Annotated in this window: 19 protein-coding genes and 1 pseudogene; 10 read left to right on the top strand and 10 right to left on the bottom strand. The window is 68.5% G+C overall.

All coding sequences use genetic code 11. The features are described from left to right. Positions 1-10: 10 nt before the first annotated feature. A complete protein-coding gene (locus OHT76_RS03770) occupies positions 11-1,156 on the bottom strand; it encodes an ABC transporter substrate-binding protein (protein ID WP_328869282.1) in 1,146 nt (381 codons plus the stop codon). A gap of 169 nt (positions 1,157-1,325) precedes the next feature. Beyond that, entirely contained in the window at positions 1,326-2,363 is a 1,038-nt protein-coding gene (locus OHT76_RS03765) for a LacI family DNA-binding transcriptional regulator (RefSeq protein WP_328869281.1), read from the bottom strand. A 317-nt stretch (positions 2,364-2,680) separates the two neighbouring features. On the opposite strand from OHT76_RS03765, the gene OHT76_RS03760 reads away from it, so the two are divergent. The 6 genes from OHT76_RS03760 to OHT76_RS03735 all read left to right on the top strand — a co-directional run bounded on the left by OHT76_RS03760 (position 2,681) and on the right by OHT76_RS03735 (position 12,954). Next, positions 2,681-3,628 carry a carbohydrate ABC transporter permease gene (locus tag OHT76_RS03760; protein ID WP_328869280.1) on the top strand — a complete coding sequence of 316 codons (948 nt, stop codon included), beginning with the start codon at positions 2,681-2,683 and terminating at the stop codon, positions 3,626-3,628. Beyond that, the gene (locus tag OHT76_RS03755) at positions 3,625-4,446 is read left to right on the top strand and encodes a carbohydrate ABC transporter permease (RefSeq protein WP_328869279.1); all 822 of its coding nucleotides are present in this window, start codon (positions 3,625-3,627) and stop codon (positions 4,444-4,446) included. The genes OHT76_RS03760 and OHT76_RS03755 overlap by 4 nt, the downstream gene beginning before the upstream one ends. Before the next feature lie 49 nt (positions 4,447-4,495). Then, positions 4,496-5,767, top strand: coding sequence for an ABC transporter substrate-binding protein (locus OHT76_RS03750; protein ID WP_328869278.1), 1,272 nt, complete (start codon positions 4,496-4,498; stop codon positions 5,765-5,767). A gap of 63 nt (positions 5,768-5,830) precedes the next feature. Next, positions 5,831-9,016, top strand: coding sequence for a family 78 glycoside hydrolase catalytic domain (locus OHT76_RS03745; RefSeq protein ID WP_328869277.1), 3,186 nt, complete (start codon positions 5,831-5,833; stop codon positions 9,014-9,016). Beyond that, positions 9,013-12,153 (top strand): family 78 glycoside hydrolase catalytic domain, encoded by a 3,141-nt coding sequence (locus tag OHT76_RS03740; RefSeq protein ID WP_443049709.1) that lies wholly within the window; start codon positions 9,013-9,015, stop codon positions 12,151-12,153. Before OHT76_RS03745 ends, OHT76_RS03740 begins: the two co-directional genes overlap by 4 nt. Positions 12,154-12,288: 135 nt before the next feature. Continuing rightward, entirely contained in the window at positions 12,289-12,954 is a 666-nt protein-coding gene (locus tag OHT76_RS03735; RefSeq protein ID WP_328869276.1) for an NADPH-dependent F420 reductase, read from the top strand. 79 nt (positions 12,955-13,033) lie between these two features. Here OHT76_RS03735 and OHT76_RS03730 read toward each other — a convergent pair whose 3' ends face one another. Then, the gene (locus OHT76_RS03730; RefSeq protein ID WP_328869275.1) at positions 13,034-14,773 is read right to left on the bottom strand and encodes a cellulase family glycosylhydrolase; all 1,740 of its coding nucleotides are present in this window, start codon (positions 14,771-14,773) and stop codon (positions 13,034-13,036) included. Positions 14,774-14,990: 217 nt separating this feature from the next. On the opposite strand from OHT76_RS03730, the gene OHT76_RS03725 reads away from it, so the two are divergent. Continuing rightward, positions 14,991-16,007: a LacI family DNA-binding transcriptional regulator gene (locus OHT76_RS03725; protein ID WP_328869274.1), complete on the top strand. Its 1,017-nt coding sequence runs from the start codon at positions 14,991-14,993 to the stop codon at positions 16,005-16,007. Positions 16,008-16,065: 58 nt separating this feature from the next. On the opposite strand, the gene OHT76_RS03720 is transcribed toward OHT76_RS03725, so the two are convergent. The 5 genes from OHT76_RS03720 to OHT76_RS03700 form a co-directional block, all read right to left on the bottom strand. Beyond that, positions 16,066-16,764: a flavodoxin gene (locus OHT76_RS03720; protein ID WP_328869273.1), complete on the bottom strand. Its 699-nt coding sequence runs from the start codon at positions 16,762-16,764 to the stop codon at positions 16,066-16,068. Positions 16,765-16,780: 16 nt separating this feature from the next. After that, positions 16,781-18,055: an FAD-binding oxidoreductase gene (locus tag OHT76_RS03715; protein ID WP_328869272.1), complete on the bottom strand. Its 1,275-nt coding sequence runs from the start codon at positions 18,053-18,055 to the stop codon at positions 16,781-16,783. 147 nt (positions 18,056-18,202) lie between these two features. Continuing rightward, positions 18,203-18,877 (bottom strand): flavodoxin, encoded by a 675-nt coding sequence (locus OHT76_RS03710; protein ID WP_328869271.1) that lies wholly within the window; start codon positions 18,875-18,877, stop codon positions 18,203-18,205. Positions 18,878-18,890: 13 nt separating this feature from the next. Further along, positions 18,891-19,739 (bottom strand): aldo/keto reductase, encoded by an 849-nt coding sequence (locus tag OHT76_RS03705; RefSeq protein ID WP_328869270.1) that lies wholly within the window; start codon positions 19,737-19,739, stop codon positions 18,891-18,893. Positions 19,740-19,775: 36 nt separating this feature from the next. Continuing rightward, a complete protein-coding gene (locus OHT76_RS03700; protein WP_328869269.1) occupies positions 19,776-21,179 on the bottom strand; it encodes an MFS transporter in 1,404 nt (467 codons plus the stop codon). 172 nt (positions 21,180-21,351) lie between these two features. Between OHT76_RS03700 and OHT76_RS03695 the strand changes: the two genes are divergently transcribed. Next, a complete protein-coding gene (locus OHT76_RS03695) occupies positions 21,352-22,266 on the top strand; it encodes a helix-turn-helix transcriptional regulator (RefSeq protein ID WP_328869268.1) in 915 nt (304 codons plus the stop codon). On the opposite strand, the pseudogene OHT76_RS03690 reads toward OHT76_RS03695, so the two are convergent. Then, positions 22,255-22,908: pseudogene (locus tag OHT76_RS03690) on the bottom strand (MmyB family transcriptional regulator); the annotation flags it as partial. The gene OHT76_RS03695 and the pseudogene OHT76_RS03690 overlap by 12 nt on opposite strands. A gap of 331 nt (positions 22,909-23,239) precedes the next feature. Between OHT76_RS03690 and OHT76_RS03685 the strand changes: the two are divergent. Both OHT76_RS03685 and OHT76_RS03680 read left to right on the top strand, forming a co-directional pair. Next, on the top strand, positions 23,240-24,274 hold the full coding sequence (locus tag OHT76_RS03685) for a zinc-dependent alcohol dehydrogenase family protein (RefSeq protein ID WP_328869267.1): 1,035 nt from the start codon (positions 23,240-23,242) through the stop codon (positions 24,272-24,274). 31 nt (positions 24,275-24,305) lie between these two features. Beyond that, positions 24,306-25,193, top strand: coding sequence for an aldo/keto reductase (locus tag OHT76_RS03680; protein WP_328869266.1), 888 nt, complete (start codon positions 24,306-24,308; stop codon positions 25,191-25,193). A 17-nt stretch (positions 25,194-25,210) separates the two neighbouring features. On the opposite strand, the gene OHT76_RS03675 is transcribed toward OHT76_RS03680, so the two are convergent. After that, positions 25,211-26,179 (bottom strand): acetylxylan esterase, encoded by a 969-nt coding sequence (locus OHT76_RS03675; protein ID WP_328869265.1) that lies wholly within the window; start codon positions 26,177-26,179, stop codon positions 25,211-25,213. Between the last annotated feature and the right edge of the window lie 26 nt (positions 26,180-26,205).

Here is a 26,205-nt window from a genome sequence, read left to right as displayed (position 1 = left end):
CTGCCGGCACCTACGAGCCCGGGTGCAGCCCGAGCCAGCCGGGCGTCGGGTCGCCCTTGACCTCGCCGAAGTACAGGGCGAAGGTCTGCTTCCAGCGCTCCACCGCGGCGCGGTCGGCCATGAAGCGGGGGAAACCGTCCACGTGGGCGTCGGGGTACTCCCAGATCTGCTTCAGACCGGCCGGGGGAGTCACGTCGGTACGCACGGACCAGCCGTTGAAGGACCGCTGCTGGCGCTCGGTGGGCACCTGCCAGTTGAGGAAGAGCTTGGCGGCCGTGGAGTTCTTGGCCTGCTTGAGGATCGCGGCCCGCTGGCCCCAGGCCATGAACGGGTGCCCTTCGGCGATCACAAACTTCACCGGGGACGACCCGACCGCCGATCCTGCGGTGCCGACGCCGATCGCCTTCCGCCCGCCGAAGACGGCCTCGCCCGGGGAGTTGCTGCCTTGCGCGAACTGCACGTCCTGAGCGGCGAGTTCGGCCACCCAGTCCCAGCCGTACTTCTGGGCGTACAGCGCGTAGAGGTAGAGGACCGCGTCGTCGTCGTGCGGGTACGACGAGGCGATCCTGCCCTTCCACTTCGGGTCGATCAGGTCGCGCGGGGAGAGCTGTACGTCCGAGCCGACCGTCGCCGTGCTGTACATGAAGCTGAAGGCGATGGCTCCCGTGGCCACCCACGCGCCCTGCGGGTCCTTGAACCTGTCGTAGATCTTCGAGAACCCGGCGGGCTTGTAGTGCAGCAGGCGGCCCTGCTGCTTCCAGCGGTCGAAGTCCTGAAGGGTCTGGAACTGCACGACGTCCGGGACGAGGGTGTCGGTGGCGAACTGGTTGTCGACGCGGACGTCGTGGTACTTGCTGTAGTCGACGATCAGCGTCAGATCGATCTCCGGGAAGCGGTCCTTGAAGGCGGCCTTGGTGCCGTCCTGCTGCGTCGGCGTGTCACCACCGGCGTAGACGACGAGCTTCCCGCCCTCAGCGAGGGCGGCCCGGTAGAGCTCGTCGAGCGACCTGGTCTCCTCGCGCCCGGCTGAGGGTCCGGCCGAACGCCCCGACGAGGCGGGAGAAGCCGACGCCGGAGGCGTACCGAACGCACCGGCGCCGAGCGCGGCACCGGCACCGACGGCGAGGACACGTCGTCTGCTGGGGAAACTGGGCATGCGAAGAGACCTCTCTCAGGGGGTGGCTCAGAAGGCCCGGCGCGCGCCACGGGCGATGGTCATTCTGGTGCGGCCGGACTCGGCTTCGCGTCGTCCGTACGGAGCGAAGCGGCCCCGAAGAGGTGGAAGCCGCGTTCAACCGAACGGTTGAACGCGGCTTCCAGGCGGTCTACTCGGGAGGAGCAGCGGTGGTCCGCCGCGCCACCAGCGTGGGAGAGAGCTTGACCTGTACGGATGCCCTGTGACGGTCCGCGATCCGCTCGACGAGCAGACGCGCGGCGTTGTCGCCGATCTCGGCGCCCGCCTGGTCGACGCTGGTGAGGGAGATCGGACCGAAGGCGGCGAAGGTCGTGTTGTCGTAGCCGGCCACCGAGATGTCCCCGGGAACGGACAACCCGGCTTCGGTGAAGGCCTCCAGCACCCCCATGGCCACGATGTCCGCACCGGCGAACACGGCAGTGGGCGGGTGCGGACGCGCGAGCAGCTCTTTGGCGCCGTCATAACCGCCCGGCTGGGTGTAGCTGGTGGAGACGATGTCGATCTCCTCCGCGAGTCCGTGGGCCCGCATGGCCTGCCGATAGCCGTCCGCGCGCTGGGCGTTGGGCATCTCCGCGATCCGTGTCGGGTCGGTCTCGTGGTGCTCGATATGGGCGATCCGGCGGTGCCCGAGACCGGCGAGATGCCCGACGACCAAGGACGCGCCCACCACGTCGTCGTCTGTCACGGTGTCGTACACCGGGGAATGCCCGTGGCGTCCGACGACCACCGTGGGCACGGCGGACGCAACGTGCTCGAGATGGGCGCGCGATGACACAGGGGCGATCAGGATGATGCCGTCCATCCCACGGTCGATCATGGCTTCCGTGACGCGTGCCTCCTCCTTCTCGCCGTTGCAGCCCGGGCCCAGGAAGACCTGGTAGTCGGTGTCTGCGAGCCGGCCGGTGACCCCGTCGAGGATCTCGGGGAAGAAGGGGTTGCGGATGTCGGGCAGCATCACGCCGATGGTGTACGTCTGTCCGCGCAGACCCCGAGCGGCGGTCAACGGCCGATAGCCCAGCTCGTCGATCGCCCGGCGTACTTTCGCGCGCATCTCGGGACTGGCTCCGTAGGCGTTGCGCAGCACCTTGGAGACAGCGGTCGTGGACACCTTGGCGTGACGCGCCACGTCGACGATCGTGACGCGACGCTGCGGTGCTGGCGGCTCCATCCGGGCGCCCTCCGGCGTAGTGGGGAACGTTGCCGCAGAGTGTACGGACGAAGGCACAGATCAGTAAGGCGATGACCGAGGTCGGGCTGCCCTCGAGTCGTAACAGAAGTGCAGCGTGCGCGGCATCTTGACGTCATGCGGGACGCTCTCTAAGGTCTGGCAGCACCTCGTGGGAAACGTTACCCACGACCAGGCCAGCACCCCGTGTCGGAGCGCATCCCCTAGATGCAGAAACCAGCTCGCTGTCGTACGTCGGCGAGCCGATCGAAGCTCCTGTCGCGTCAATGATTGAAACGTTTCAAGGAAGAGGTCCGCCTGTGACCCTCGCCCCGCACGAGCACCTTCCGGACCACGACCGAATACCGCGCACGACACCGGTGGCCAAGACCCGCCGACCCCGCACCACCCCGCCCTGGTGGTTCGCGCTGCCGGCCCTGCTGCTGTTCGCCTTCGTCGTCCTGGTGCCGAGCGCTCGCGGCGTGTATTACGCCTTCACCGACTGGGACGGCCTGAACCCCGATTTCTCCTTCGTGGGACTGGGCAACTTCGCCGACATGTTCAGCGACGCCGACGCCAAACAGGCGATCTGGCACACGCTGTTGATCGCCGTATCGATCACGTTCATCCAGAACGCGCTGGGCCTGGCGCTGGCCCTCGGGGTCAACACGGCCATCAAGTCCCGCAACCTGCTGCGGGTGTTCCTGTTCGCCCCGGCCGTGATCACCCCGATCGTCACGGCGTACCTGTGGCGGAACCTGCTCGGCCCACAGGGGGCTGTCAACAGCTTGCTGGGTGCGGTGGGCCTGGACGGCTGGCGACAGGACTGGCTCGGCAGCCCGAGCCTCGCGCTGTGGTCCGTGGTCGCGGTGATCGTCTGGCAGTTCGCGGGCTACTCCATGGTCATCTTCGTCGCCGGACTGCAGTCGGTGCCGAAGGAGGTCCATGAGGCGGCGGAGATCGACGGGGCCGGTCCCGTACGGCGCTTCTGGTCCGTGACCCGGCCCCTGTTGGCACCGGCGATCACGATCAACCTGATGCTGTCGATCATCGGCGGCATCAAACTCTTCGACCAGGTCTACGCCCTGACCGGCGGCGGACCGGGGCACGCGACCGACACCATCTCGACGCTGATCTACAAAGACGCCTTCACCCTGGGCGAGTTCGGATACAGCATCGCCCTTGCCGTGGTGCTGACGATCATCGTCGCGGTCGCGTCCACCGGGCAGTACCTCGTGCTGGCCCGCAACGAGAGGGCCGTGTCATGAACCGCTACCGCCCGCGCACCCTCGCCCTCGAACTGGCGATGATCGCATGCGCACTCTTCGTCGGCTTCCCGGTGTACGTCCTGGTCAACCTGGCCGTACGGCCAACATCGGACAGCTCCTCGCCCATCGCGCCGACCACCTCGCCGACCCTGGACAACTTCACGCAGGCCTGGCAACAGGGCGCACTCGGCGGCGCGTTGGCCAACAGCGTGCTGGTGACGGTGTGCAGCGTCGCCGTCGTGCTGGCCGTGTCCTCCCTCGCCGCCTATCCACTGGCCCGGGTCACGGCACGCTGGTCACGCGGCACGTACCTGGTGGTCCTGCTGGGCCTGGTGCTGCCCTTCCAGCTCGCCTCGCTGCCGCTCTACCAGACGATGCGGGACCTCGGCCTGCTCGGCACCCCGTGGGCGCTGGTCCTCTTCTACTCCGGTCTCCAAGTGCCGTTCACCGTCTTCCTCTACGTCGGCTTCCTGCGCGCGCTGCCCCGCGACTTTGAGGACGCCGCCCTGATCGACGGCTGCACACCGCTCCAGGGGTTCCGGCACGTGGTGCTGCCGATGCTCAAGCCGGTCACCGTGACGGCCCTGGTGCTCAACACGGTCGCCGTCTGGAACGACTTCTTCACCCCGCTGCTGTACCTCAGCGGCAGCGCCCAGCAGACCATGCCGGTCGCGATCTCCGGGTTCGTCGGTCAGTACGTCACCGACTGGAACCTCATCTTCGCCGCGCTGGTGATCAGCATCGTGCCGGTCCTGGTCGTCTACTTCCTGCTCCAGCGCAGCATCATCAACGGCTTCGCGGGAGGGCTGAAGGGATGACGCGCAACTCCCACCCGACACCCACGGCTTCTTCTCCGAGGGAGACATCATGAAGACACGCACATCAGCGGCCCTGCTGGCCGCAGTGACAGCCACCTCCCTGCTGGCCGCATGCAGCGGCGGCACCAACACGGGCGACTCCGGCGACGGAGGAGGTTCCAAGACCCTGACCCTCGCCTCGGTCGACCAGGGCTCCGTCGAGGACATCGTCAAGGCGTTCGAGAAGGCCAACCCCGGTGTCAAGGTCCGCCACACCACCAGCGGCGCCGACCAGTACCAGCAGCAGATACGGACCCAGCTCTCCTCGGGCACCGCCCCCGACGTGATGTCGGTCTGGCCGGGCAACGGCAACCCCGCCGCCACCTACGTCCTGGCCGAACCCGGCTATCTGCGCGACCTCTCCGACCAGCCCTGGGCCGCCGAGCTGCCCGACGCGATCAAGACCGTCGCCCAGTACGAGGGGAAGACCTACAACGCCGTCTTCGGCCAGAACGGCATCGGCGCGGTCTACAACCAGCAGGCCATGGAGAAGGCGGGGCTCACCCCACCCGACACCTGGACCGAACTCCTGGCGTTCTGCCGGGACGCGAAGGCCAAGGGAACCCCCGCCTTCGCGCTGGGCAACCAGGACAACTGGGTGACCCAACTGGTCCAGTACGCGCTGGTGGCCACCACCGTCTACGGCAAGGACCGCGACTTCGACCAGAAGATGCAGGCCGGTGAGGCCACCTTCGCCAAGTCGCAGTGGACCACCGCCCTGGACAAGTACCTGACGATGGAGAAGACCGGCTGCTTCCAGGAGAACCCCCTGGGCACCAACTACGAGGCCAGCCAGCAGCTCGCCGCCACCGGCAAGACGCTCGGCATCGTCCAGGGCAACTGGGTGATCGCCCTCCTCAAGGGCAAGAACCCGCAGGGCACGTTCACCTTCAAGGCCCTGCCCGCCACCGACGACACCTCGGCGACCCTCATCCCGGCTGCCGCCGGCGCCGGCTACGGCGTGAACGCCAAGGCGAAGAACGAGGATCTCGCGCTGAAGTTCGTGAACTTCGTGATGTCGCCCGAGGGCATGAACCTGTTCGCCGAGAAGCAGGGCGGTCTGCCCGCACTGTCCGACACGGGCTACGCGGTCGACCCGTCCCTGACCGAACTCTCCACGTTCATCAGGGCAGACCGCACGGTGCCGTTCATGGACCAGCTGTGGCCCAACGCCAAGGTCCAGCAGACCATGCTCAGCGGGCTCCAGGAGATTTTCAGCGACCAGTCCACCCCCGACGAGCTCCTCAAGGAAATGGACGCCGACTACAAGGCCGGCAGCTGACCCCCTTCTCCCGCTTTCCAACACAGCACTCGGAAGCTGAATCGCACAACCGGAGGTTTAGTCATGCCCGAAAACACCAACCGAGCACTCAGCCGTAGACAGGTGGTGGGCACCATGGCCGTTTCCGCGGCAGGGCTGGCTCTGCCCCTCGTCCCCGTACAGGCCGCCTACGCCGACGAGGCGGGCGACAGCCGGGGCGCGAAGGTCACCGGTCTCGCCGTCGACGGCCGTGCGGACAGCCCGCTCGGCGTCGACGACCCCGCCCCGCGGCTGAGTTGGCGGGTGGTGGGCGCCGACGCGGGGTGGACCCAGTCCGCGTACCGGATTCGCGCGGCGCGCACGGAGGAGGAGCTCGACAGCGGCCGGCTGCTGTGGGACAGCGGCAAGGTCCGCTCCTCGGCCCAGGCCGACATCGCCTGGCACGGTCCCGCCCTGGCCTCGCGCGACCGGGTCGTCTGGCAGGTGCGGGCCTGGAGCACCGACGGCGACGCGACACCGTGGAGCCGCTCCGCCGCCTGGGAGATGGGGCTCCTCAAGCGCTCCGACTGGGGCGCGGCCCGGTGGATCGAGTACCCGGGCCGCACGGTCGACCAGCCGCTGCCCGTCTTCGCCCGAGCCTTCCGGGTGGACCGGGGCAGGGTCGTCAGGGCGCGGCTGTACCTCTCCGGCGTCGGCCTGCACGTGGCCCGGCTCAACGACAAGCCCGTCACCGACGAGGTGCTCGCTCCCGGCAACTCCAACTACCAGCTCTCCACCGAATACAGGGCCTACGACGTCACTCGCCTCGTCCGACCCGGTGACAACACCCTGGGCGTCGAACTGGGCCATGGCACGGCACTGGTGACCAGGTCCGTGACGAACCCGGCCACCGGCCGCACGGCCCCGTACAGCTGGTGGCAGAGCCAGTTCAAGGGCAGCGGCACCCTCGTCGCGCCCGCCGCCGAGGGCGCCACCAGCGTCAAGGTGAGCAGCGTGGCCAACTACCACGTCGGCGGCACCGTCAACATCGACACCGATGACGGCGGCGAGCGCCTGGAGTCGCGGACCATCACCGCGATCGACAGCACCGACATCAGCTTCCAGCCCGGCCTCACCTCAGGGCACGAGAGCGGCGCCACCGTCACCGCCTCCGGCAACTCCCTTGCGAGCACCGACCCGAGCGCGGGCGCGGCCGTCCCCCCACGCCTGATCGCCCGTCTGGAGCTCACCAAGGCCGACGGGACGGTCGAGACCGTCGTCAGCGACCGCTCGTGGAAGACGGCCCTCGGCCCGACCACCCTCGCCAACTGGTACTCCGGCTCCGACTACGACGCCCGCCGCGAGCAGCCCGCCTGGACCGCCCCCGGCGCAGACCTCGGCGCATCCGCGAGGCGGCGCGACGGCTCCGCCACGGGCTGGGTCGACGCCGGAATCGCCCCGCCGCCGAACCTGACCACCGAGCTGGTCTGGCGTATGGCCGAGCCGCTCAAGGTCGTCGACAGGATCCGCCCGGTCAGCGTCACCCAGCCCCAACCCGGCGTGTGGGTCTTCGACTTCGGGCAGAACTTCGCCGGCTGGCCGCAGATCGGGCTCGACGGCCCGCTCCCGGCCGGAACCACCGTCAAGCTGTACCCCGCCGAGTCGCTGAACGCCGACGGCACCGTCCACCAGGCCTCGATCATGGGCGGCGGCGCCAACCGCGGCACCAACATCTTCGCCGCCTACACGACGTACGGCGACGAGCGGGGCGAAAGCTGGCACCCGCAGTTCCACTACTTCGGCATGCAGTGGCTCCAGGTGACCGGCCTGCCCGAGGGCTACGTACCGACCCGGGACACGGTCACCGGCCTACAGATCCACGCGGACGTGCCGGATACCGGTTCCTTGCGGACCTCCGACGACCGGATCAACCGCATTCACCGTATGGCCCGTTACTCGACCATGAGCAACACCATGTCCACCTTCACGGACTGCCCCGGCCGCGAAAAGCTCGCCTACCCCGCCGACTACGTTCAGCCCTTCGGCTCCCTGCACCGCACCTTCGGATACTCGGCCTACCTGCGCACCATGCAACGGCACCTGGCGGAGGGCCAGTCCAGGGCGGGCGACAACATCGGCAACGTGGCGCTCAAGGCGCCCGTGTACGACTGGGGGTACGCCGGCCGGTTCGGCGACGAGATCAATTGGGGCAACGGCATCGTCCTGGTGCCGTGGCTGCTGTTCGAGACGTACGGCGACACGCAGTTGATCAGCCGCTACTACCCGCAGATGCAGGCCTTTCTGAACTTCATCAGAACCAGGAAGGTGGGCACCGGCGCGGACGCCTACCTTGTGAACGCCGCCCTGGCCGACTGGATCGCCAGTGAGAACACCTCGGGCCGCATCACGGGAACCTGGGGCTACTACCAGATCGCCGACCGTATGGCCCGGATGGCAGCGCTCATCGGGCGCGACGCGGACGCGTCCGAGTACCGCAGCCTCGCTGCCAACATCAGGGTCGCGTTCAACGACGCCTTCTACAACTCCTCGCTCGGCCGCTACACCGCCGAGGGCGAGCGGGGCAGCGCCGGGGCGACCCAGGCCGCGCAGGCGCTCGCGCTGGACGAGGGACTGGTACCGGAAGGCGAACGCGGGAGGGTCCTCGACGCGCTGGTCGAACTGGTCCGTGCCCACCAGCCGTTCGGAGGCGGGCCGCACCTCAGCGGCGGCACCATAGGTCTCGCGCCGATCGTCAGGGCGCTGCACGAGGGCGGCCGGGACGATGTCCTCTGGGAGGTCCTCCAGGAGGACACCCGTCCCAGCTACGGCTACTTCATGGCGCCCACGGCGGCCAACCCCGGCGGGCTGACGACCGTTCCCGAGCAGTGGGACATGGGCAACTCCAAGAACCACATGATCCTGCTCCAGATCGAGGAGTGGTTCCACAGCGGCCTGGCCGGCATCCGCCAGGAGCGCGGCAAGGCCGGCTACCGCGAGCTGGTGATCGACCCTCGCCCGGTCGGCGGACTGACCCGTGTCGAGGGCAGCTACCGCACTCCGCACGGGCTGGTGTCCGCGGAGTGGACCCGCAAGGACGGCACGTTCCGGCTCGACATCGAGGTCCCGCCCAACACCACGGCGGAAGTTCGGGTGCCCACCGGCGGACGTACGGCCCAAGTGTCCGGTGACAGCGCAGAGTTCCGGGGCGTGCGGGGCGACCGTGCCACCTATGCCGTGGCCTCGGGGCGGTACACGTTCACGGCCCGCGAAGCCCAGAGGGAGACGGTGTGAGCCATGAAGCAAGCAGTGCGGAAGGCATCGCGGACGGCGCGATCCGTCGCCGTACCGTGCTCGCCGCGACGGCCGGCGCCGTGACCATAGGAGCGGGTGCCATGGGAGGCGGAACGAGTACGGCGGCCGAAGCGCCGTCTCGCGCGGAGGGTGGCGCGGTGTCGGGGCTGACCGTGGAACACCGCACCGATCCCCTGGGCATGGACGCCGCCCAGCCGCGCTTCGGCTGGCGTATGCGGTCCGCGGCCCGGGGGCGGAACCAGGGCGCGTACGAGATCCTCGTGGCGAGTTCCCCGGACCGGCTGACGGGTGCCCGTGCCGACGTATGGAACAGCGGCCGTGTCACCTCTCCCGACTCGGTGGCCGTCCGCTTCGCGGGCAAGGCCCTGCGGCCCTCGACCCGCTATCACTGGACCGTCACCGTCTGGGACGCCGAAGGCCGCCAGGTCGGCACCGCGTCCCCCGGCTTCTTCGAGACCGGCCTGATGACCACGGACGGCGTGGCCGGATGGGACGGGGCGCAGTGGATCGGGATGAAGGGCAAGACCCCCAACTCCGCCGGCGCACCCATGCTGCGGACGGAAGCAACCCTCAAGAACTGGGTCAGCGAGGCACGGCTGTACGTCTCGGCCCTCGGCGTGTACGAGGCCTACGTCAACGGACGCCATGTCACCGTCCCGCAGGACGGCGGCACCACGACCGAACTGCTACCCCCGGGCTGGACCAACTACGACGCCCGCGTCAACTACATGACCTACGACGTCACGGACCTCGCGACCCGGGAGCGAGCCGTCACGCTCGCCGCCGTCCTCGGCAACGGCTGGTACAACAGCCGTGCTTCCGAGGGCAGTACCTACTACTCCAGTGACGGAAACGCCCTGGCCCTCAAGGCCAAGCTGTTGATCCGGTACACCGACGGCTCGTCGCAGACGGTCGTCACCCGTCCGGACGGAGGCTGGAAGACCACGGACACCGGCCCCTACCGGGCCGACGACATCTACGACGGCCAGACCTACGACGCCCGCAAGGAGCTCTCGGGCTGGACGGCCCCCGGGTTCGACGACTCCGCCTGGTCGGACGTGGAACGGGTGGCGTTCGAGGACAAGTACCCGGACGTGCAGCTTCTCGCCCACCCGGCCGAGACCGCCCGTTTCATGACCCGCTGGGACCGCCGACCGCAGTCGGTCACCGTCGTCACCGGAGTGACCGGCCAGGAGGGCAGCCCCCACGGCAGGGGGCGCCTCGTCGTGGACCCGGCCCGCACAGTGACGGACCCCGCGAAGGCGGCCACCGCCTCGGTCACGATCGGCGCCGGCGAGACCGCCGTCTTCGACCTCGGCCAGAACATGGTCGGCGTGGCCCGCTACAACCTGCGCGGACCGGCCGGAGCGCAGGTCGAGTTCAGGTTCGGCGAGATGCTCAACGACGACAGCGCCGGCGCCGACGGCCCGGAGGGCTCGCTGTACCGGGCCAACCTCCGCAGCGCCAAGGCCACCAGCACGTACATCCTCAAGGGCGACCGGCAGGGCGAGACCCACCAGGACTCCCTGACCTTCTACGGCTTCCGCTACGTATCCGTCACCACGACGGAAACCGTCACGATCACCGGCCTGACCGGAAAGGTCGCCACCTCCGCGATCCGCGAGACCGGCACCGTCACCACCAACGACCCCGACATCAACCAACTGGCGAGCAACATACGGTGGGGCCAGCGCGGCAACTACCTCTGGGTGCCCACGGACTGCCCGCAACGCGACGAACGCCTCGGCTGGACCGGCGACACCCAGGTCTTCTCCACCACCGGCCTCTACAACGCGGACGCCGGAGTCTTCCTCAGCCACTTCCAGGACACCGTCGTCGACTCCGCGATCATCTACGGCGCGGACAAGGCGCAGTTCACCGGGGTCGCGCCGGGCGGACGCTACAACTTCCCCGGCGGGGGCAGCGGTTGGGCGGACGCCGGTGTCATCGTCCCCTGGACCGTGTGGCAGATGACCGGTGACGCGACCGTCGTCAACGCCAACTGGCCCGCGATGACCCGCTACCTGGACTGGATCCGGCAGCAGACCGGCGACACCTACGCCGGCCAGGGCTCCCTCACCGGCGACTGGCTGGCGCCCCAGAAGACCAGCGCCCAGCTCATGAGCGACGTCTACTACGGCTACATCGCCCAGCTCATGGCCCAGATGGCCCGCGCGACCGGCAGGCAGGCGGAAGGGGAAGAGTACGAGGGGCTCTTCGGACGTATCAGGCAGGCGTTCATCACCAAGTACCTGAGCACCGAGGGCGGCACCGTCACGGTGAAGTCCAGCCTGGGCGAGGCCTCCCCGATCGAACCGGGCGCCGACCCCGACCAGAAGACGGAGGACAACAGCCAGACAGCGCTGCTGTGGGTCCTCAAGCTCGGCTTCTACGAGACAGAGGCCCAACGCCGCACGCTGGTGGGTCACTTGGCGGACAGCATCGGCAACGACGCGGCCTACAAGGCGGCCCACCCGAACAGCAGCCGGGTCAGGTACGCCGAGAACACGCTGTCCGTGGGCTTCCTCGGCGTCAACGTCCTCGCCCCCGTCCTCACCGACGAGGGCCGCGCGGACCTGGCGTACAAGCTGCTCCACCAGGACGCCCTGCCCTCCTGGCTCTTCTCGGTGCGGAACGGTGCCACCACGGTCTGGGAGCGCTGGAACTCCTACTCTCAGGACGACGGCTTCGGCCCGGTCAGCATGAACTCCTTCAACCACTACGCCTACGGCGCCATCATGGAGTGGATGTACGCGTACATGGCCGGCATCGCCCGCGACCCGGAGAGCCCCGGCTTCAAGCGCTTCCTGCTCCAACCCCACATCGACCCGACCGGCGGGATCACCCAGGTGTCGGCTTCGTACGAGTCGCCGTACGGCCTGATCAAGAGCGAATGGAAGCTGGAGGACAGCGGCAGGGACCTTGTGTACGACGTGGTCGTGCCCGCGAACAGCGAGGCGGTACTGCGCCTTCCGGCGGCGTCGGCCGATTCGGTTCGTGAGGGACGGACCCCACTGGCACGGGCGGAGGGCGTGCGCTTCATCGACTACACCGATGGCGAGTACGTCTGCCGGTTGGCGTCGGGCCGATACCGGATCACCGCCAAGCTGCGGTGACGGGCGGCGGCTGAGAGGACGCACGGTCGGAATATCCATTAAAACTGATTTGTGAGTCGATAACTCACAAATGGGCACCTGATTCCGACCGTGCCTGGCCGACCTCCACCCCGCGAACGACCCGAGAGGCCCCTCATGACAACCGCCACCCCCCAGCGACTCACCCTCGTTGGCGCTGGGAACATGGCCCGCGGCATTGCCACCCGCGCCCTGGCCGGCCGGCACACGGTCCGGATCTTGGGGCGTGACACCGCGAAGGCCGAGAAGCTCGTCGCCGACCTGGCCGGCACCGCCCCGGACGCCGACGTCCGCGTGGGCGGCGAACAGGACGTCGCCGCCGCCGACATCGTCGTCCTGGCCCTGCCCTTCGAAGCCGCCAAGGCAGTGGCCGCCTCGCACGCGGCAGTCCTGGACGGCAAGACCGTGGTCGACATCACGAACCCCGTGGACTACGCGGGCTGGACCGGCCTCACGGTCCCGGCCGGCACCTCCGCCGCCGAAGAGATCGCCGCCTCGGCGCCGGGCGCGCACGTGGTCAAGGCTTTCAACACCACCTTCGCCGGAACCCTGGCCGCGGGCTCATTGCCCGACGGCGTTCCTCTGGACCTGTTCCTGGCGGGTGATGACGAGGAGGCCAAGGGGCAGGTGGCCCGCATCGGCCGGGACGGGGGCATGCACGTCATCGACGCCGGTCCGCTCGCCCGCGCCCGCGAACTGGAGGGCTTCCAGTTCCTCCACATGGCCCTACAGGGCAGTCTCGGGTCGAACTGGATGAGTGGTATCAAGATCGTGCTTCCGTAGGCGGTACCACGGCACCCAGATGGAGCAGTGCGGCCGCGACAATGACACCGTCGTCGAAGCGGCCGCCCGTGCGCTGTGGTCAGGCGGTCGTGCCGGTCACCGAGATGCCGGACTTGGTGACGTGGTACGTCGCCGTGGCGCCGCTCCAGAAGTGGAATGTGAGCGTGATGCGCGAGCCGTCCCTGACCGAGTTGAAGAACTCGGGGGTCAGTTTGATGGCGTCGGCGGTGTAGGCCGAGAAGGCGGTGTCGTACTGCTGGTACGAGGTCCAGTTGGCCGGGCCCGCGTTGGTTCCGTCCTCGTACCTGGCCTCCATCGTCGCCAGGATGTCGCCACGGAACTGTGTGGGGATGCTGAACGCGCTGGTGTTGCCGGTGGCGTTCGACAGCACGGGGGTGTCGTACGTGATCACGTCGATCCGCCAGGGGACGCCCCTGGAGAACCTGGCCTCCAGGGTGGCGTTGACTCCGTACGCCCGGTCGCCGGCCAGCCGGGTGAGTGCGGTGGACGTCAGGGTGAGCTGGTTGCCGGAGACCGAGTAGTCGGTGCCTCTGAGCAGCTCGCTGCCCGCGTGCCAAAGCCCCTGGAAGTCGGTGGTGTTGGGGTTGAGCGTGAGCGTCTTGCTGGTGATGGCACCCGACTTCGGGAGGAACACCCGGTCGCTGGAGGCGGTTCCCGAACGCGTGGTCCAGCTCGACTTGATCTGGGCGAACAGCGCCGGATCACGCCATTGCAGCGTGTTGCGGTTCAGGAACTGACCGGCGTCCCACAGCATCGTGGTGAACTTGCGCTGGCGGGCGTAATTGCCGAGGAACTCGAAGTACTTGAGCTGCTCCCCGGGCTCGATGATGCCGAGACGGTTGTGGTCGTAGGCGAGCAGGGCGTACTCGCCGATGATGACCGGGATGCCCTGCGCGACGAAGGTGTTGTAGACCCGGTCGAAGGTGCCGGTGAGGTCCTGCTCCGAGGTGGCGTCGAAACGGGTGTACCCGGCGATGTTCACGCTGAACGGCCAGAACCCGTAGAAGTGGACGGTCGTGGCCACCATGGGGTCGTTGAGGGCGGTCAGTTCGGCGGCCAGTGCGTCCAGTCGTGACTGGTCCGCGTTGGTGTAGAGCGTGGGCAGGACGAGTAGACGGCTCGCGTTGTTGCCGCCGGACGCGCGGACGATCCGGTGGAACTCGCTGTTGAGCTCCTTGAGCAGCCGGTAGTTCTCGTCGTCGCCCGAAGTGCCGCTGAACGTCGGCTCGTTGACGCTCTCGAAGACCACCCTGGACGACGTGTCCCGGAACGTCGCCGCGATCTGGGTCCAGATGGCGTTGTACCGGGCGAGGACGGTGTCGTGGTCGGTCGACAGCTGGTTGACCCACATCCATGAGTCATGGTGCATGTTGAGCAGAACGTACAGGCCCTCCGCCTGCGCCCAGTCGACGACCTGCTTGACCTTCGCCATCCAGGCCGCGTCGATCGTGTAGGCAGGCGCCGGACCCTGGTGGATGCCCCAGGTGACGGGGAGCCGGATGCTCTTGAACCCCTGCGACTTGACCTTCTTCAGGAGCGCCTGGGTCACGGGCGGGTTGCCCCAGGAGGTCTCGTCCGGGATGGCGTCGTAGGTGTTGCCCATGTTCCAGCCGGGCTGCATGGCCGCCACCGCGCTGCGTGCCGCGGGGGAGCCGGCCGACGCCGACGGTTGCGTATCGGCGTGCGCGGCGACCGGTACCAGGGGAAGCAGGACGATCGCCAGAGCGAGTGCCGCCAGACGCCGCACGGGTCTTGAGGATCCGCGTCGCCGGGCCAGGAGTCTTGCCAATCTCGTCATCACGTGGGCCTTTCACGGTGGGGGACGGCGAAGGGCTTGCAGGACGTGCCGAGTTGAAGCGGGGGTCGTACGCGTGAGCTTTGCGTGTCGAATCCGCGCGCAGGAAACTTTCGTCAAACGCGCCGGAGAATGTAACAAGGAGGCGTGCTGTTAGCTACCTGTCCGACCGGACGAAGTGCCAGACTGCTGCCGTACACGCAGAGGGGGGAGGACCACCTTGGCGGACCGCGGAACCGACGGGGCCCGGCCGGTGACCATCGCCTATATCGCCGAGTCGGCGGGGGTGTCGGTGCCGACCGTGTCCAAGGTGATCAACGGCAAGTCGGGGGTGTCCGCGGACACGCGCGCCCGGGTCGAGGAACTGGTCAACAGATACGGCTACCGCAAGCCCGCCGGCGCGAACCGCAACAACACCGTGGAACTCGTCTTCCGCGAGCTGGAGAGCATGTGGGCGGTCGAGGTCATCCGCGGAGTGGAGCGGGTGGCCCGTCGGCATGGCGTCGGCGTGCTGGTCTCCAAGTTCGGCCTGCATGACAGCACCCCGGCGACCTGGGACGACACCGTGTCCCGGCGCCCCAACTGTGTCCTTTCCGTCGCCCAGTTGTCCGAGGCCGAGCGGGAGCAGCTGAGGGCGAAGGGGATCCCGTTCGTCGTCTTCGATCCGACCGTCGAGCTTCCCGACGACGTCCCGTTCGTCGGCGCCACCAACTGGTCCGGAGGACGGGCCGCGACCCGGCACCTGGTCGAGCTGGGGCATCGACGCATCGCGATGATCAGCGGGCCCGAGACCGTCCTGTGCTGCTGCGCCCGCATGGACGGCTACCGCTCCGCACTGCAGAGCGCGGGCCTGCCGCTCGATCCCGAACTCGTCGTGCACACCGGCCTGACCCGCGAGGACGGCCGCGCCGCGGCCGGCGCACTGCTCTCCCTTCCGGAGCCGCCCACCGCGATCTTCACGGCCAACGACCTTCAGGCACTGGGCGTCTACCGAGCCGCCCGCGATGCCGGACTGCGCATCCCGGAGGACCTGAGCGTGGTCGGCTTCGACGACCTGCCGGTGGTCGCGTGGGTGGAACCGCCCCTGACCACCGTCCATCAGCCGCTGACCGAAATGGCCGTCGCGGCAACCGAGATGGCACTCGCCCTCGGCCGCGGCGAGGACGCTCCGCAGGCTCGCCTGGAGATCGGGACGACCCTGACCGTCCGCGCCAGCACCGCGCCGCCGAAGAACTGACGAAACTGTCGCACTCGAAACAGAGAAACTTTCCAGGCTGCCATCAAGGGGTGACGACCTATTGACCGAGGCGGTCGAGCCAGTCGGCCACCTCTCCTTCGGCGCTGTCCATGTCGTCCCGCGAGATCGTGAGCGCGTTGCCGATCACGTTGGCGTCGGAAAGGGTTCCGGTGATGGTGTCAACGGTTCCCGACAGACGGCTTCCGCCGTGGGTGCTGAACAGGATGATGTTCTTGCCGGAGAAGTCGTGCTGCTCGAGGAACGTGTACATCGGCATCGGCAGGTCGTACCACCAGATCGGATAGCCGATGAACACGGTGTCGTAGTCGTCAAGGTTCGGGATCAGCGCCTTGAGCTTCGGCCTCGCATCCGTTTCCTGCTGTTCGAGTGCGAGATCTTCGAGCGTTCCATGATCGAGGGGAAGCTCTTCCGCCGTCTCGATACGGAACACCTCGGCGCCAGTGCGCTCACCGATGATTTGGGCGACGTACTGAGTGTTTCCGAGAACCTTTCCATCAACGACGTGCGTACTGTTCGACTCGTCTTCGCTCATGCCGTTGGGGTCATCGGTCTCCGGCAACGAGAAGTAGGCGACCAAAGTGCGCGATTTATCCAGCGGGGCGACGGTTTCCGTGGACTCCGTATCGTCGGTGAGGGCCTCGCCTGCTCCTCCTATGATCGAACAGCCTGCGACGCTGCTGCCCGCCAATGCGACGGTGGCCAGCGCAAGAAAACTGCGGCGTGTGGTGTTTGTCATCGTATGAACTCCGTATCTACATGGTGAGACGTTCTTGGTGTATTCGTCGTCCGGAGACCCCAATTCGCCGCAAAAGGCGCTGGTTTGCCAGCACGGCAGGGTTGGGGCCCACAATGAAGAACGCGCCCGTCGCGATCGCCTTTGCGGAAAGCGTGTTGGCGAGGTCTTCGCGGCGGAATCGGCCGACGCTGATGGTGACCTGCAAACGGTTACCGGACGCCGCCTGGTATTCCTCGAGCACGTCGCGGTAGTAGGCGTCCTCCGGCCTGCGCACGGCCCACAGCAGGTGAATCCTTCGCGTGGTGTGATGCGCTGCGGCCAGACTGAGCAGCGGCGCGACCCCCGCGCCCATCCCGACGAGGACGAGCGGAGCTGCACGGTCCTGACCCTGGATGATCGACTCGAAGCGGCCGAACGGCCCCTCCAGGCGCACGCGGGTTCCCACTTCGACGCCGTCGAGGCGGCGGGTGAAGTCGCCGTGCTGGCGAATCGTGAAGGTCAGTGTCTTCTGGTCGGCGTCGGTCACCGAGAAGGGATGCCATTCCCCGCTCACCGCGGAGGACCCCTCGAAGCGGAGGAAGAAGAAGTCGCCGGGTTGCAGGGCCGCTGCCTTGCTGTCGAGGCCGATGGACACCCTGCGGGTTGAACCGCCGCGCGCGTCATTGCTGATGACGCTGCCCATCAGATAGGTATCGGGCGCGATCCACTTCTTCCAGGCGTAGAGGCCCAGCGCCGTCACCGTGTAGAGATCGAAGAGCACCATGAACGCGAAGTACTGGTTCACTCTCACGAGCAGGTGGGCGTGCAGCCAGATCATTGCCACGACGACCAGGTTGAGCCGATGAATCCAGACGGACAGTTGGCGGCGGAAGACCTTCTCCAGAAGTCCCTTGGCCCGCAGGAGCAGTCTCGATCTGTCGACCAGCCATCCGCTCATGAAGAACACCGCGAAGCACAGTACGGTGAGCGACAGGTAGAAACTCCAATCCCCCAGGTCCCGGGCCAGACCACTCGGCGAGTAGGAGTATTCGCGGTGCACATACGCCGCGACGATCGCCAACACGCCGAGCATCCCGTGCAGGCCGTACAGAGCCGGCAGCCCCACGAAACGGTGCACCCAGAACGGTCTCACGCTGAGGACGATGGACAACAGCCACCAGGTATAGGCGATCAGACCGAGGAATACGTAGAACTTCAAGGGTCCGGGATCATCGGACAAGGAGTCGTAGGTCTGCACCAGCGGGAAAGGAAACACCACCGCCAGACTCCAGAACAGCAGCTTACGCAGCATTGCCAGAACTCCAGCCGGGCGGGCGCGTGTCCCGAACGTTTTGCAGGTTGACGTAGATGAGTGCCGCCATGGTCAAGACGGCAACGGTGATCAGAGCGATCACCTTGTATTTCGGCTTCACACGGACGCCCTGTTCCTGGTTGATGTCTACAGAAGGCCGACACGGCGCAGCCACGACCGGACGGCACCATCGGCGTCCCGGACTTCCTCGCCGCGTACCGCTAGCCCCTCGCCGATGGTCGCGCCCCGACAAGTCGCCCTGTAGTCACGATCGGTGGAGCCAAGACCGCTCATCGCATGCGTCGTGAACGGAAAGACCGTCTTGCCGCCGAAGTCGTACCTCTCGGCGAAGGTCGACATGATCATGGGTGCCCGGACGTTCCAGATGGGGCTGCCGAGCAGCACCGTGTCGTAACGCTCGATCGAGGACGGGAGATCGACGATGGCCGGCCGCGCATCGGCGTCCTGCTCGCGGACATTGCGCGCGACCGTCTCGTCGTAGCCGAAGGGGTAGGGATCGACTGCCTCGATGCGGTGTACGTCGCACTCGATGCGCTCGCTGATCATCCCGGCGAGGACTTCGGTGTTACCGACCTTGAGGTTGGTGCGCTCGCCGTAGGAGAAGTTCTCGCCCGGCCGGGAGTAGTAGGCCAGCAGCACCCGCTTTCCGGGTGAAGCCGCCGAGGAAGCCCGGTCGGTGGTCTCCGGCTCGCTCTCGTCGGGCGAGGCCGTGGAACAGCCGGTCACGACTGCCGCTCCTCCCAGGAGCACGCCGCGAAGGAGCGTGCGCCGCCCGGGCGTGATGTGCTGCTTCTGGGTCATGGTGAAGTCCTGGTCAGTCGTGGATGCGGACATTGCCGATCCGGCTGACCTGCGCCGGGTCGCGGTGGTCGAAGAAGAGGGAACCGCCCGTGTCCAGGGTGGCGATGGCCGCCATCTGGTCGTCGGTGAGCTCGAAGTCGAAGACGTCGAGGTTCTCCTTCATCCGGTCGGCGCGGACCGACTTGGGAATGGCGACGACGTCCCGCTGGACCAGCCAGCGCAGCACCACCTGCGCCACGGACCTGCCGTGCTGCTCGGCGATGCCGCTGAGCACCGGGTGCGTGAAGAGGTTGTTCCTGCCCTCGGCGAAGCCGCCCCACGACTCGATCTGCACGCCACGCTCGCGCATCAACTCCTGGTCGTCCGTGCGCTGGAAGAACGGGTGGGTCTCGATCTGGTTGACCGCGGGCGTGATCTCGTTGCGGTCGATCAGGTCGACGAGCCGGTCGGGGTAGAAGTTCGAGACCCCGATCGCTTTGACCCGGCCCGCGCGGTTCAGGCTCTCCATCGCACGCCAGGAACCGTGGACATCGCCGTAGGGCTGGTGGATCAGGTACAGGTCGAGATAGTCCAGTCCGAGCTTGGCCAGCGAAGTCTCGAAGGCGCGCCGCGTGTTCTCCTCGCCGGTGTCCTGCACCCACAGCTTGGTGGTGACGAACAGTTCCTCGCGCGGGATGCCGCTGTGCTTGATGGCGCGGCCGACGGCCTCCTCGTTGCCGTAGGCGGCGGCGGTGTCGATGAGCCGGTAGCCGGCGGCCAGGGCCTCGGTGACGGCCTGTTCGGTCTGCTCCGGGGCGATCTGGAAGACGCCGAAGCCGAGGATCGGCATCGTGAGGCCGTTGTTGAGCGTGACGTACTGCATGGGAACTGCCTTTCTTGCGTACGAAGTTGGGGGCGGTCAGCGCGTGCGCCGAACCGGTTCGAGCAGCCAGGTGGCCACGATGCTCACCGCCACCACCGCCGCGCCGATCAGCAGACCGCTGTGCAGGCCGGAGACGAACCCGGTCCGGTCGGCGACCAGCGCGCCGAAGACGGCGACGGCCAGGGCGCCACCGAGCTGACGGGCCGCGTTCAGCACACCGCTCGCGACACCGGCCCGCTCGGCGGGCACCGTCTCCAGCAGCAGCGCCGTCAGCGCGGTCACGGCCATCGCGCCACCGGCGCCGACGGGCACCATCAGCACCACCGACAGCCAGACCGGGGCGCCGCCGGGCACCGCCACCATCGCCAGCAGACCGCCCGCCATGAGGCTCTGACCGATGATCACCGGTATCCGCGCACCGAACCGGGTCGCCAGCCGGGCGGCGACTGGGCCCATGAAGGAGGTGAGCACGGTCATCGGCAGGAACCCCACACCGGTGGCCAGCGCGCTCAGGCCGTGCACCTGCTGGAGATACAGCCCCAGGAGGAAGATCATCCCGTAGAAGCCGACGTTCAGGGCGAACCCGATGGCGACCGAGAGCGACATCGTGCGGGAGCGCAGCAGCGGCAGCGGCGTCATCGGATGCCGGCCACGGGCCTGCGCGACCAGGTAGACGACGGCCGCCACGACCGCCACGGCGAAGGCGACCAGGACCCGTGGAGTGCCGATTCCTTCCGCGCCGGCCTCGATGACCGCGTACGTCAGCGCACCCATGGCGGCGACAGCGGCCACCTGGCCGGTCCAGTCGAAGGGCACCTCCCGCCGTGGGGAGGGCTGGGCCCGCTTGAGGAGTGCCAGGGCCACCGCGCCGACGGGCAGATTGACGAAGAAGATCATCCGCCAGTCGATGACCGTCAGCAGCCCGCCGGCCACGGGACCTGCCGCCGCGCCGACCGAGCCGCTCACACCCCACAGAGCAATGGCCTTCGCGCGCTCCGCCGGGTCGGGAAAGGTCTCCCGCAGCAGCGCGAGAGACGACGGGACGACCATCGCGGCCCCGGCTCCCTGCACCAGCCGCGCGGCCACCAGGACGCCCAGATCCGGTGCCAGCCCACACACCACGGACGCCGCCACGAACAGGCCCAGGCCGACGGCGAACGCCTGACGGGCCCCGATGCGGTCACTGATCGCACCGGCGGACAGCAGGAACGCGGCGAAGGTGAGCGTGTACCCGTCCACGACCCATTGCAGCCCAGTCATCCCGCTGCCGAACCCGTCCCCGATCGACGGCAGGGCCACATTCACGATCATCGCGTCGACCATGATCGTGAAGAATCCGAGCAGTACGGCGGCCAAGGCCATCCGCCCACCGGACCGGCTCCGCGGCGGCAGACCAGCTGCTCCGGCGCGCAGTGAGGTGGACGAGGCGGACACGGACACGGGACGATCTCCTGCACTGGAAAACTGGAAAGGCGGGGGCTGACAGAGATCGAGCCTCGCGCCCTTTCCGGCCCAGTGGCAGGCCGGGCCATGCCGGGGGGTGGCGTTCAGGGGTAACGACAGGGCCCCCACACGTCTGCCATGCAGGTCAGAGCGGTGTGACACTGACGCTATGGCATCCGAGCAGAGCAGCAGCGGCGGCGGAGGCATGGAGCTGGGCCAGTTCCTCCGCGCCCGCCGCACCCAGACCAGCCCTGACCAGGTCGGCCTCACCGTGGGCAGCGGCCTGCGCCGCACCCCCGGTCTGCGCCGCGAAGAGCTGGCCACGCTCGCGGGCATGAGCATCGACTACTACGTCCGTCTGGAGCGCGGCAAGGAGACCCGCCCCAGCCCCTCCGTGCTCGACGCCCTCGCCCGCGCCCTGCGCCTCGACGACGCCGAGCACCAGCACCTGCGCGAACTCGCCGCCCGGGCCGCCCGGTACGCCCCCGAGTCCCCACCGCCGCCCAGCCGGACCGTGCGCCCGCACCTGAAGCTGGTCCTGGAGACGATGCGGCCGAACCCCGCCTACGTCATCAGCCGCAGCATGGACCTGCTCGCCTGGAACCCCGGCGGCCTCGCCCTGTACGCGGGCCTCGACGAGTGGCCGGCCACTCAGCGCAACCTCGCCCGCTACTGCTTCCTCCACCCGGCCGCGCGCACCCTCTACGGCGACGACTGGGCCTATGTGGTCCGCGGCTGTGTCGCCAGGCTCCGCGCCCAGGCAGGCATCGACCCGGACGCCCCCGACCTCACCAGCCTGGTGGGCGAACTCCTGCTCAAGAGCCCCGACTTCGCCAAGCTCTGGGAGCGCTACGACGTCGTCGGACCCGGGAAGATCCAGAAGACCTTCCACCACCCCCAGGTCGGCACCCTCACCCTCAGCGGCCAGAGCCTGCACATCGAAGGCACCCCGGGCCAACGCCTCGGCGTCTACACCGCCGAACCCGGCACCCCCGACCACGACGCCATGCTCCTGCTCGACCTGACCGCACCGCAGCCGGCCGGGCAGCCGGAAGCGAAAGCGGAGCCGGGGTCAGCCGGCTGACGACGTGGTTTCGTCCCGCGACGAGCCTGCCCTGTGCTGCGCCGGCTGCGCGCCGAGCAGGTCGAGGAGGACGAGCGAGTCGTACTCCGGCGTGCCCGGCTGGGCGTAGTACGCGATGAGCCGGTGTCCCGGGGTGCCCTCCAGCTCCATGGTCTGGTACCCGAGGGTGAGGTCGCCGACGTCCGGGTGGTGGAAGGTCTTGCGGCCGTGGGTCTGGCCCTTGACGTCGTAGCGCGCCCACAGTCGGGCGAACTCCGGGCTCTTCAGCAGGAGTTCACCGGCGAGCCGGGTCAGGTCGGGGGCGTCGGGGTCGGTGCCGGCCAGGGCGCGGAGCCGGGCGACACAGCCGCGGACCTGGGCGGCCCAGTCGTGGAAGAGGTCGCGGGCGGCGGGGTGCAGGAAGACGTACCGGGCGAGGTTGCGCTGCCGGGCCGGCCACTCGTCGATCCCGGCGAGCAGTCTCAACCCGCCGGGGTTGGCGGCGAGCAGATCGTTGGTGCGGCTGACCACGTGCGCGGGGTTCGGCCGCAGACTCTCCAGCAGCAGCTTCACACCCGGCCGGACGGTCCTGCTGGGCAAGGCCGGAGGGTTTGGCGCGGTGCGGGCGGCGCGGTGGGCCAGGCGGCGCAGGTGCTCGTGTTCGGTGCCCCCGCCTATGGGCTGCTCACGTGTCATGACGTTGAGTGTGCGGTCACAAGTAACCGGCCGGTAGGCGGTTGGGGGCCCTGTCGTTACCCCGGAACGCGGTTCCCCGGCTCAGCGCGGTCTGGCACGTGACACGCGTGGGAGGGAGCGTTGTCGGTGTGCCCCAGCATCGCCTTCTACGCCGAGTGGCCGAACGCCGAGGGCGCGGTCACCTCGCCCGAGCCCATCGTGGAAGGGCCAGGCACCGATGGCGCCCACGCCGAACTCGACGCGCTTCCCGCGCTGTTGCTGACGGACCGTCATATTCGGATACAAGGAAACCCCACTCATGCGAGCAACACTGATGTACGGCGCCGGAGACGTCCGGGTGGAAAACGTCCCGGACCCGTCGATCCAGCGGCCCACCGACGCCATCGTGCGTGTCGTCCGCTCCTGCGTCTGCGGCAGCGACCTGTGGCCCTACGGCTCCCTGCCCGCCTCGGAGCAGGGCCAGCGCATGGGCCACGAGTTCCTCGGGGTCGTGGAGGAGCTCGGCTCGGACGTCTCCGGGCTGAAGCGCGGGGACTTGGTCGTGGCTCCCTTCGTCTGGGCCGACAACACCTGCGACTTCTGCGCCGAGGGGCTGCACACGTCCTGCCGCCACGGCGGTTCCTGGGGGCGTGACGGCATCGACGGCGGCCAGGGTGAGGCGGTGCGTGTGCCGCAGGCCCAGGGCACGCTGGTCAAGCTGCCGGTGGCCGAGGACTCCGCGCTGCTGCCCTCGCTGCTCACCCTCTCCGACGTCTTCTGCACCGGCCACCACTGCGCCGTCACGGCCGGCGTCAACCCTCGTACGACCGTGACGGTCATCGGTGACGGCGCGGTCGGCCTGTCCGCCGTACTGGCCGCGAAGCGGCTCGGTGCCGAACGGATCGTCCTGATGGGCCGGCACAAGGACCGCACCGACCTGGGCCGCGACTTCGGAGCCACTGACGTCGTCGCCGACCGCAGGGAGGAAGGCATCGAGCGGGTACGGGAGTTGACCGGCGGCGACGGCACCCACACCGTACTGGAGTGCGTCGGGACGCTGCCCGCCCTGGAGATGGGTCTTGGCGTGGTGCGCGACGGAGGCACGGTCAGCCGGGTCGGCGCACCGCAGTACACCGAAGTGCCCCTGGGCTTCCCGGAGTTCATGCGGAATCTCACCCTCACCGGTGGCGTCGCCCCGGCCCGCGCCTACATCGACGAACTCCTGCCCGACGTACTGGAGGGCCGCATCGAGCCCGGCCGCGTCTTCGACCGGACCGTCAGCCTCGACGACGTACCGGACGGATACCGCGCCATGGCCGACCGTGAGGCCTTGAAGGTCCTCGTCCAGCCGTGACCCCCACCCACCGCACCCCCAAGGAACAGCGATGACCGGCACCACCCCGCTCCTCAAGCTGACCAACGGCGTCCAGATGCCCGCCCTGGGCCTCGGCGTCTACCAGAGCCCCCCGGAAGAGACCGCCGCCGCGGTCGAGACCGCACTGCGCGACGGCTACCGCCTGATCGACACCGCCGCCGCGTATCGCAACGAGGAACAGGTCGGCGAGGGCCTCAAGCGTTCGGGCGTGGACCGCGACGAGGTCTTCGTGACGACCAAGCTGTGGCTGACGGACTACGGCTACGACTCAGCGCTGCGGGCCTTCGACACCAGCCTGGCCAAGCTGGGCCTGGACCACCTCGACCTGTATCTGCTGCACCAGCCGGCGCCACTGGACCCCGAGCCCTGGTTCGCCGCGTACAAGGCCGCGGAAAAGCTCCTGGCCGACGGCCGGGTCCGGGCGATCGGCGTCTCCAACCACACCCCGGGTCTGCTGCGCACCCTCATGGAACAGACCGAGGTCGTGCCGTCGGTCAACCAGATCGAGCTGCACCCGTACTTCATCCAGCGTGAAGCGCGCGAACTGCACGAGCAGTTCGGGATCGTCACCGAGGCCTGGTCGCCGATCGGCGGGATCACCCGCTACTGGGCCCAGGCACCCAACGGCGGCCGCAGCGCCCTGGAGGAGCCGGTCGTCACCGCGCTCGCCGACAAGTACGGCAAGACGGCGGCCCAGGTCGTGCTGCGCTGGCACGTCGAGCACGGCGTGTGCGCGATCCCGAAGTCCGTCAAGGCACACCGCATCGCGGAGAACTTCGACGTCTTCGACTTCACGCTCACGCCGGACGAGGTGGCCGCCATCGACGCCCTCGACACCGGACTGCGCAGCGGGCCCGACCCCGAGAACGTCGGGCTGGACACGTTCGGCACCCGCTGACGCAGAACGGCGCTCCCTCAGACGTACGACCGCAGCCAGCGCAGCTTGGCCGCGTCGTGGTACGGGCCGCCGCCCTCGTGGTCGTTGAACTCGTACACCTCGATCGCCTTGTCGTCGTGCGCCCAGGAGTTGAAGGCCGCGAAGACGGTCGAGGGCGGGCAGGTCTGGTCTTCCAGGGCGGCCGAGAACAGGGCCGGGGCCCGGCCGCGGGCCGCGAAGTGGACGCCGTCGAAGTAGGAGAGGGTGCGCAGCACGTCCTCGCTGCGGCCGCGGTGCGTCTTGAGGTAGAGGGCGACCTCGCGGTACGGGTGACGGTCCGTCATCGTTACCGCACGCGGGTAGTCGCACAGGAACGGCACGTCCGGCGCGACCGCCGTCAGGTCCGGCACGAGCCCGCCCACCGCGATCGTGATCCCGCCACCTTGGCTGCTGCCGATCGCCACCGTCCGCGAGGCGTCGGTCAGCGGATGCGAACGCGCCGCCTCCACCGCCCGCACCGCGTCCGTGAACACCCGCCGGTAGTAGTAGTTCTCGGGCGCATCGACACCGCGCGTCATGAACCCGGGGAACGCGGGCGCGCCGCCCACCGGGTCCGCCGTACCGCCGCCACCGCCCCAGGCGCTGCCCTGGCCGCGAGTGTCCATCACAAAGTGCGCCCGGCCCGAGGACGCCCACAGCAGATGCTCGTGCGGCAGTCCGCGCCCGCCGCCGTACCCGATGAACTCCACCACCAGCGGCACCGGTTCCTCGGCCGCCGCGGGCAGCGTCAGCCAGCCCTTCACCGGATGACCGCCGAACCCGGCGAACGTCACGTCGTACACGGTCACCGTGGACAGCCCCGTGTCGACCGGCTCGAAACGGGCGTCCAGATCGTGCTCGCGGGCCTCCTCGAGCGTCTTGAACCAGAAGGAGTCGAAGTCCTCGGGCGCGACGGAGTCGCTGCGGTACTCGCGCAGTTCGTCGAGCGGAAGGTCGAACAGGGCCATGGATGACCGCCTTTGAGAGGAGGACG

Origin of the sequence: Streptomyces sp. NBC_00287 (assembly GCF_036173105.1) — a bacterium.
Lineage (GTDB): Bacteria > Actinomycetota > Actinomycetes > Streptomycetales > Streptomycetaceae > Streptomyces.
This window is presented reverse-complemented; position numbering and strand designations above follow the sequence as displayed.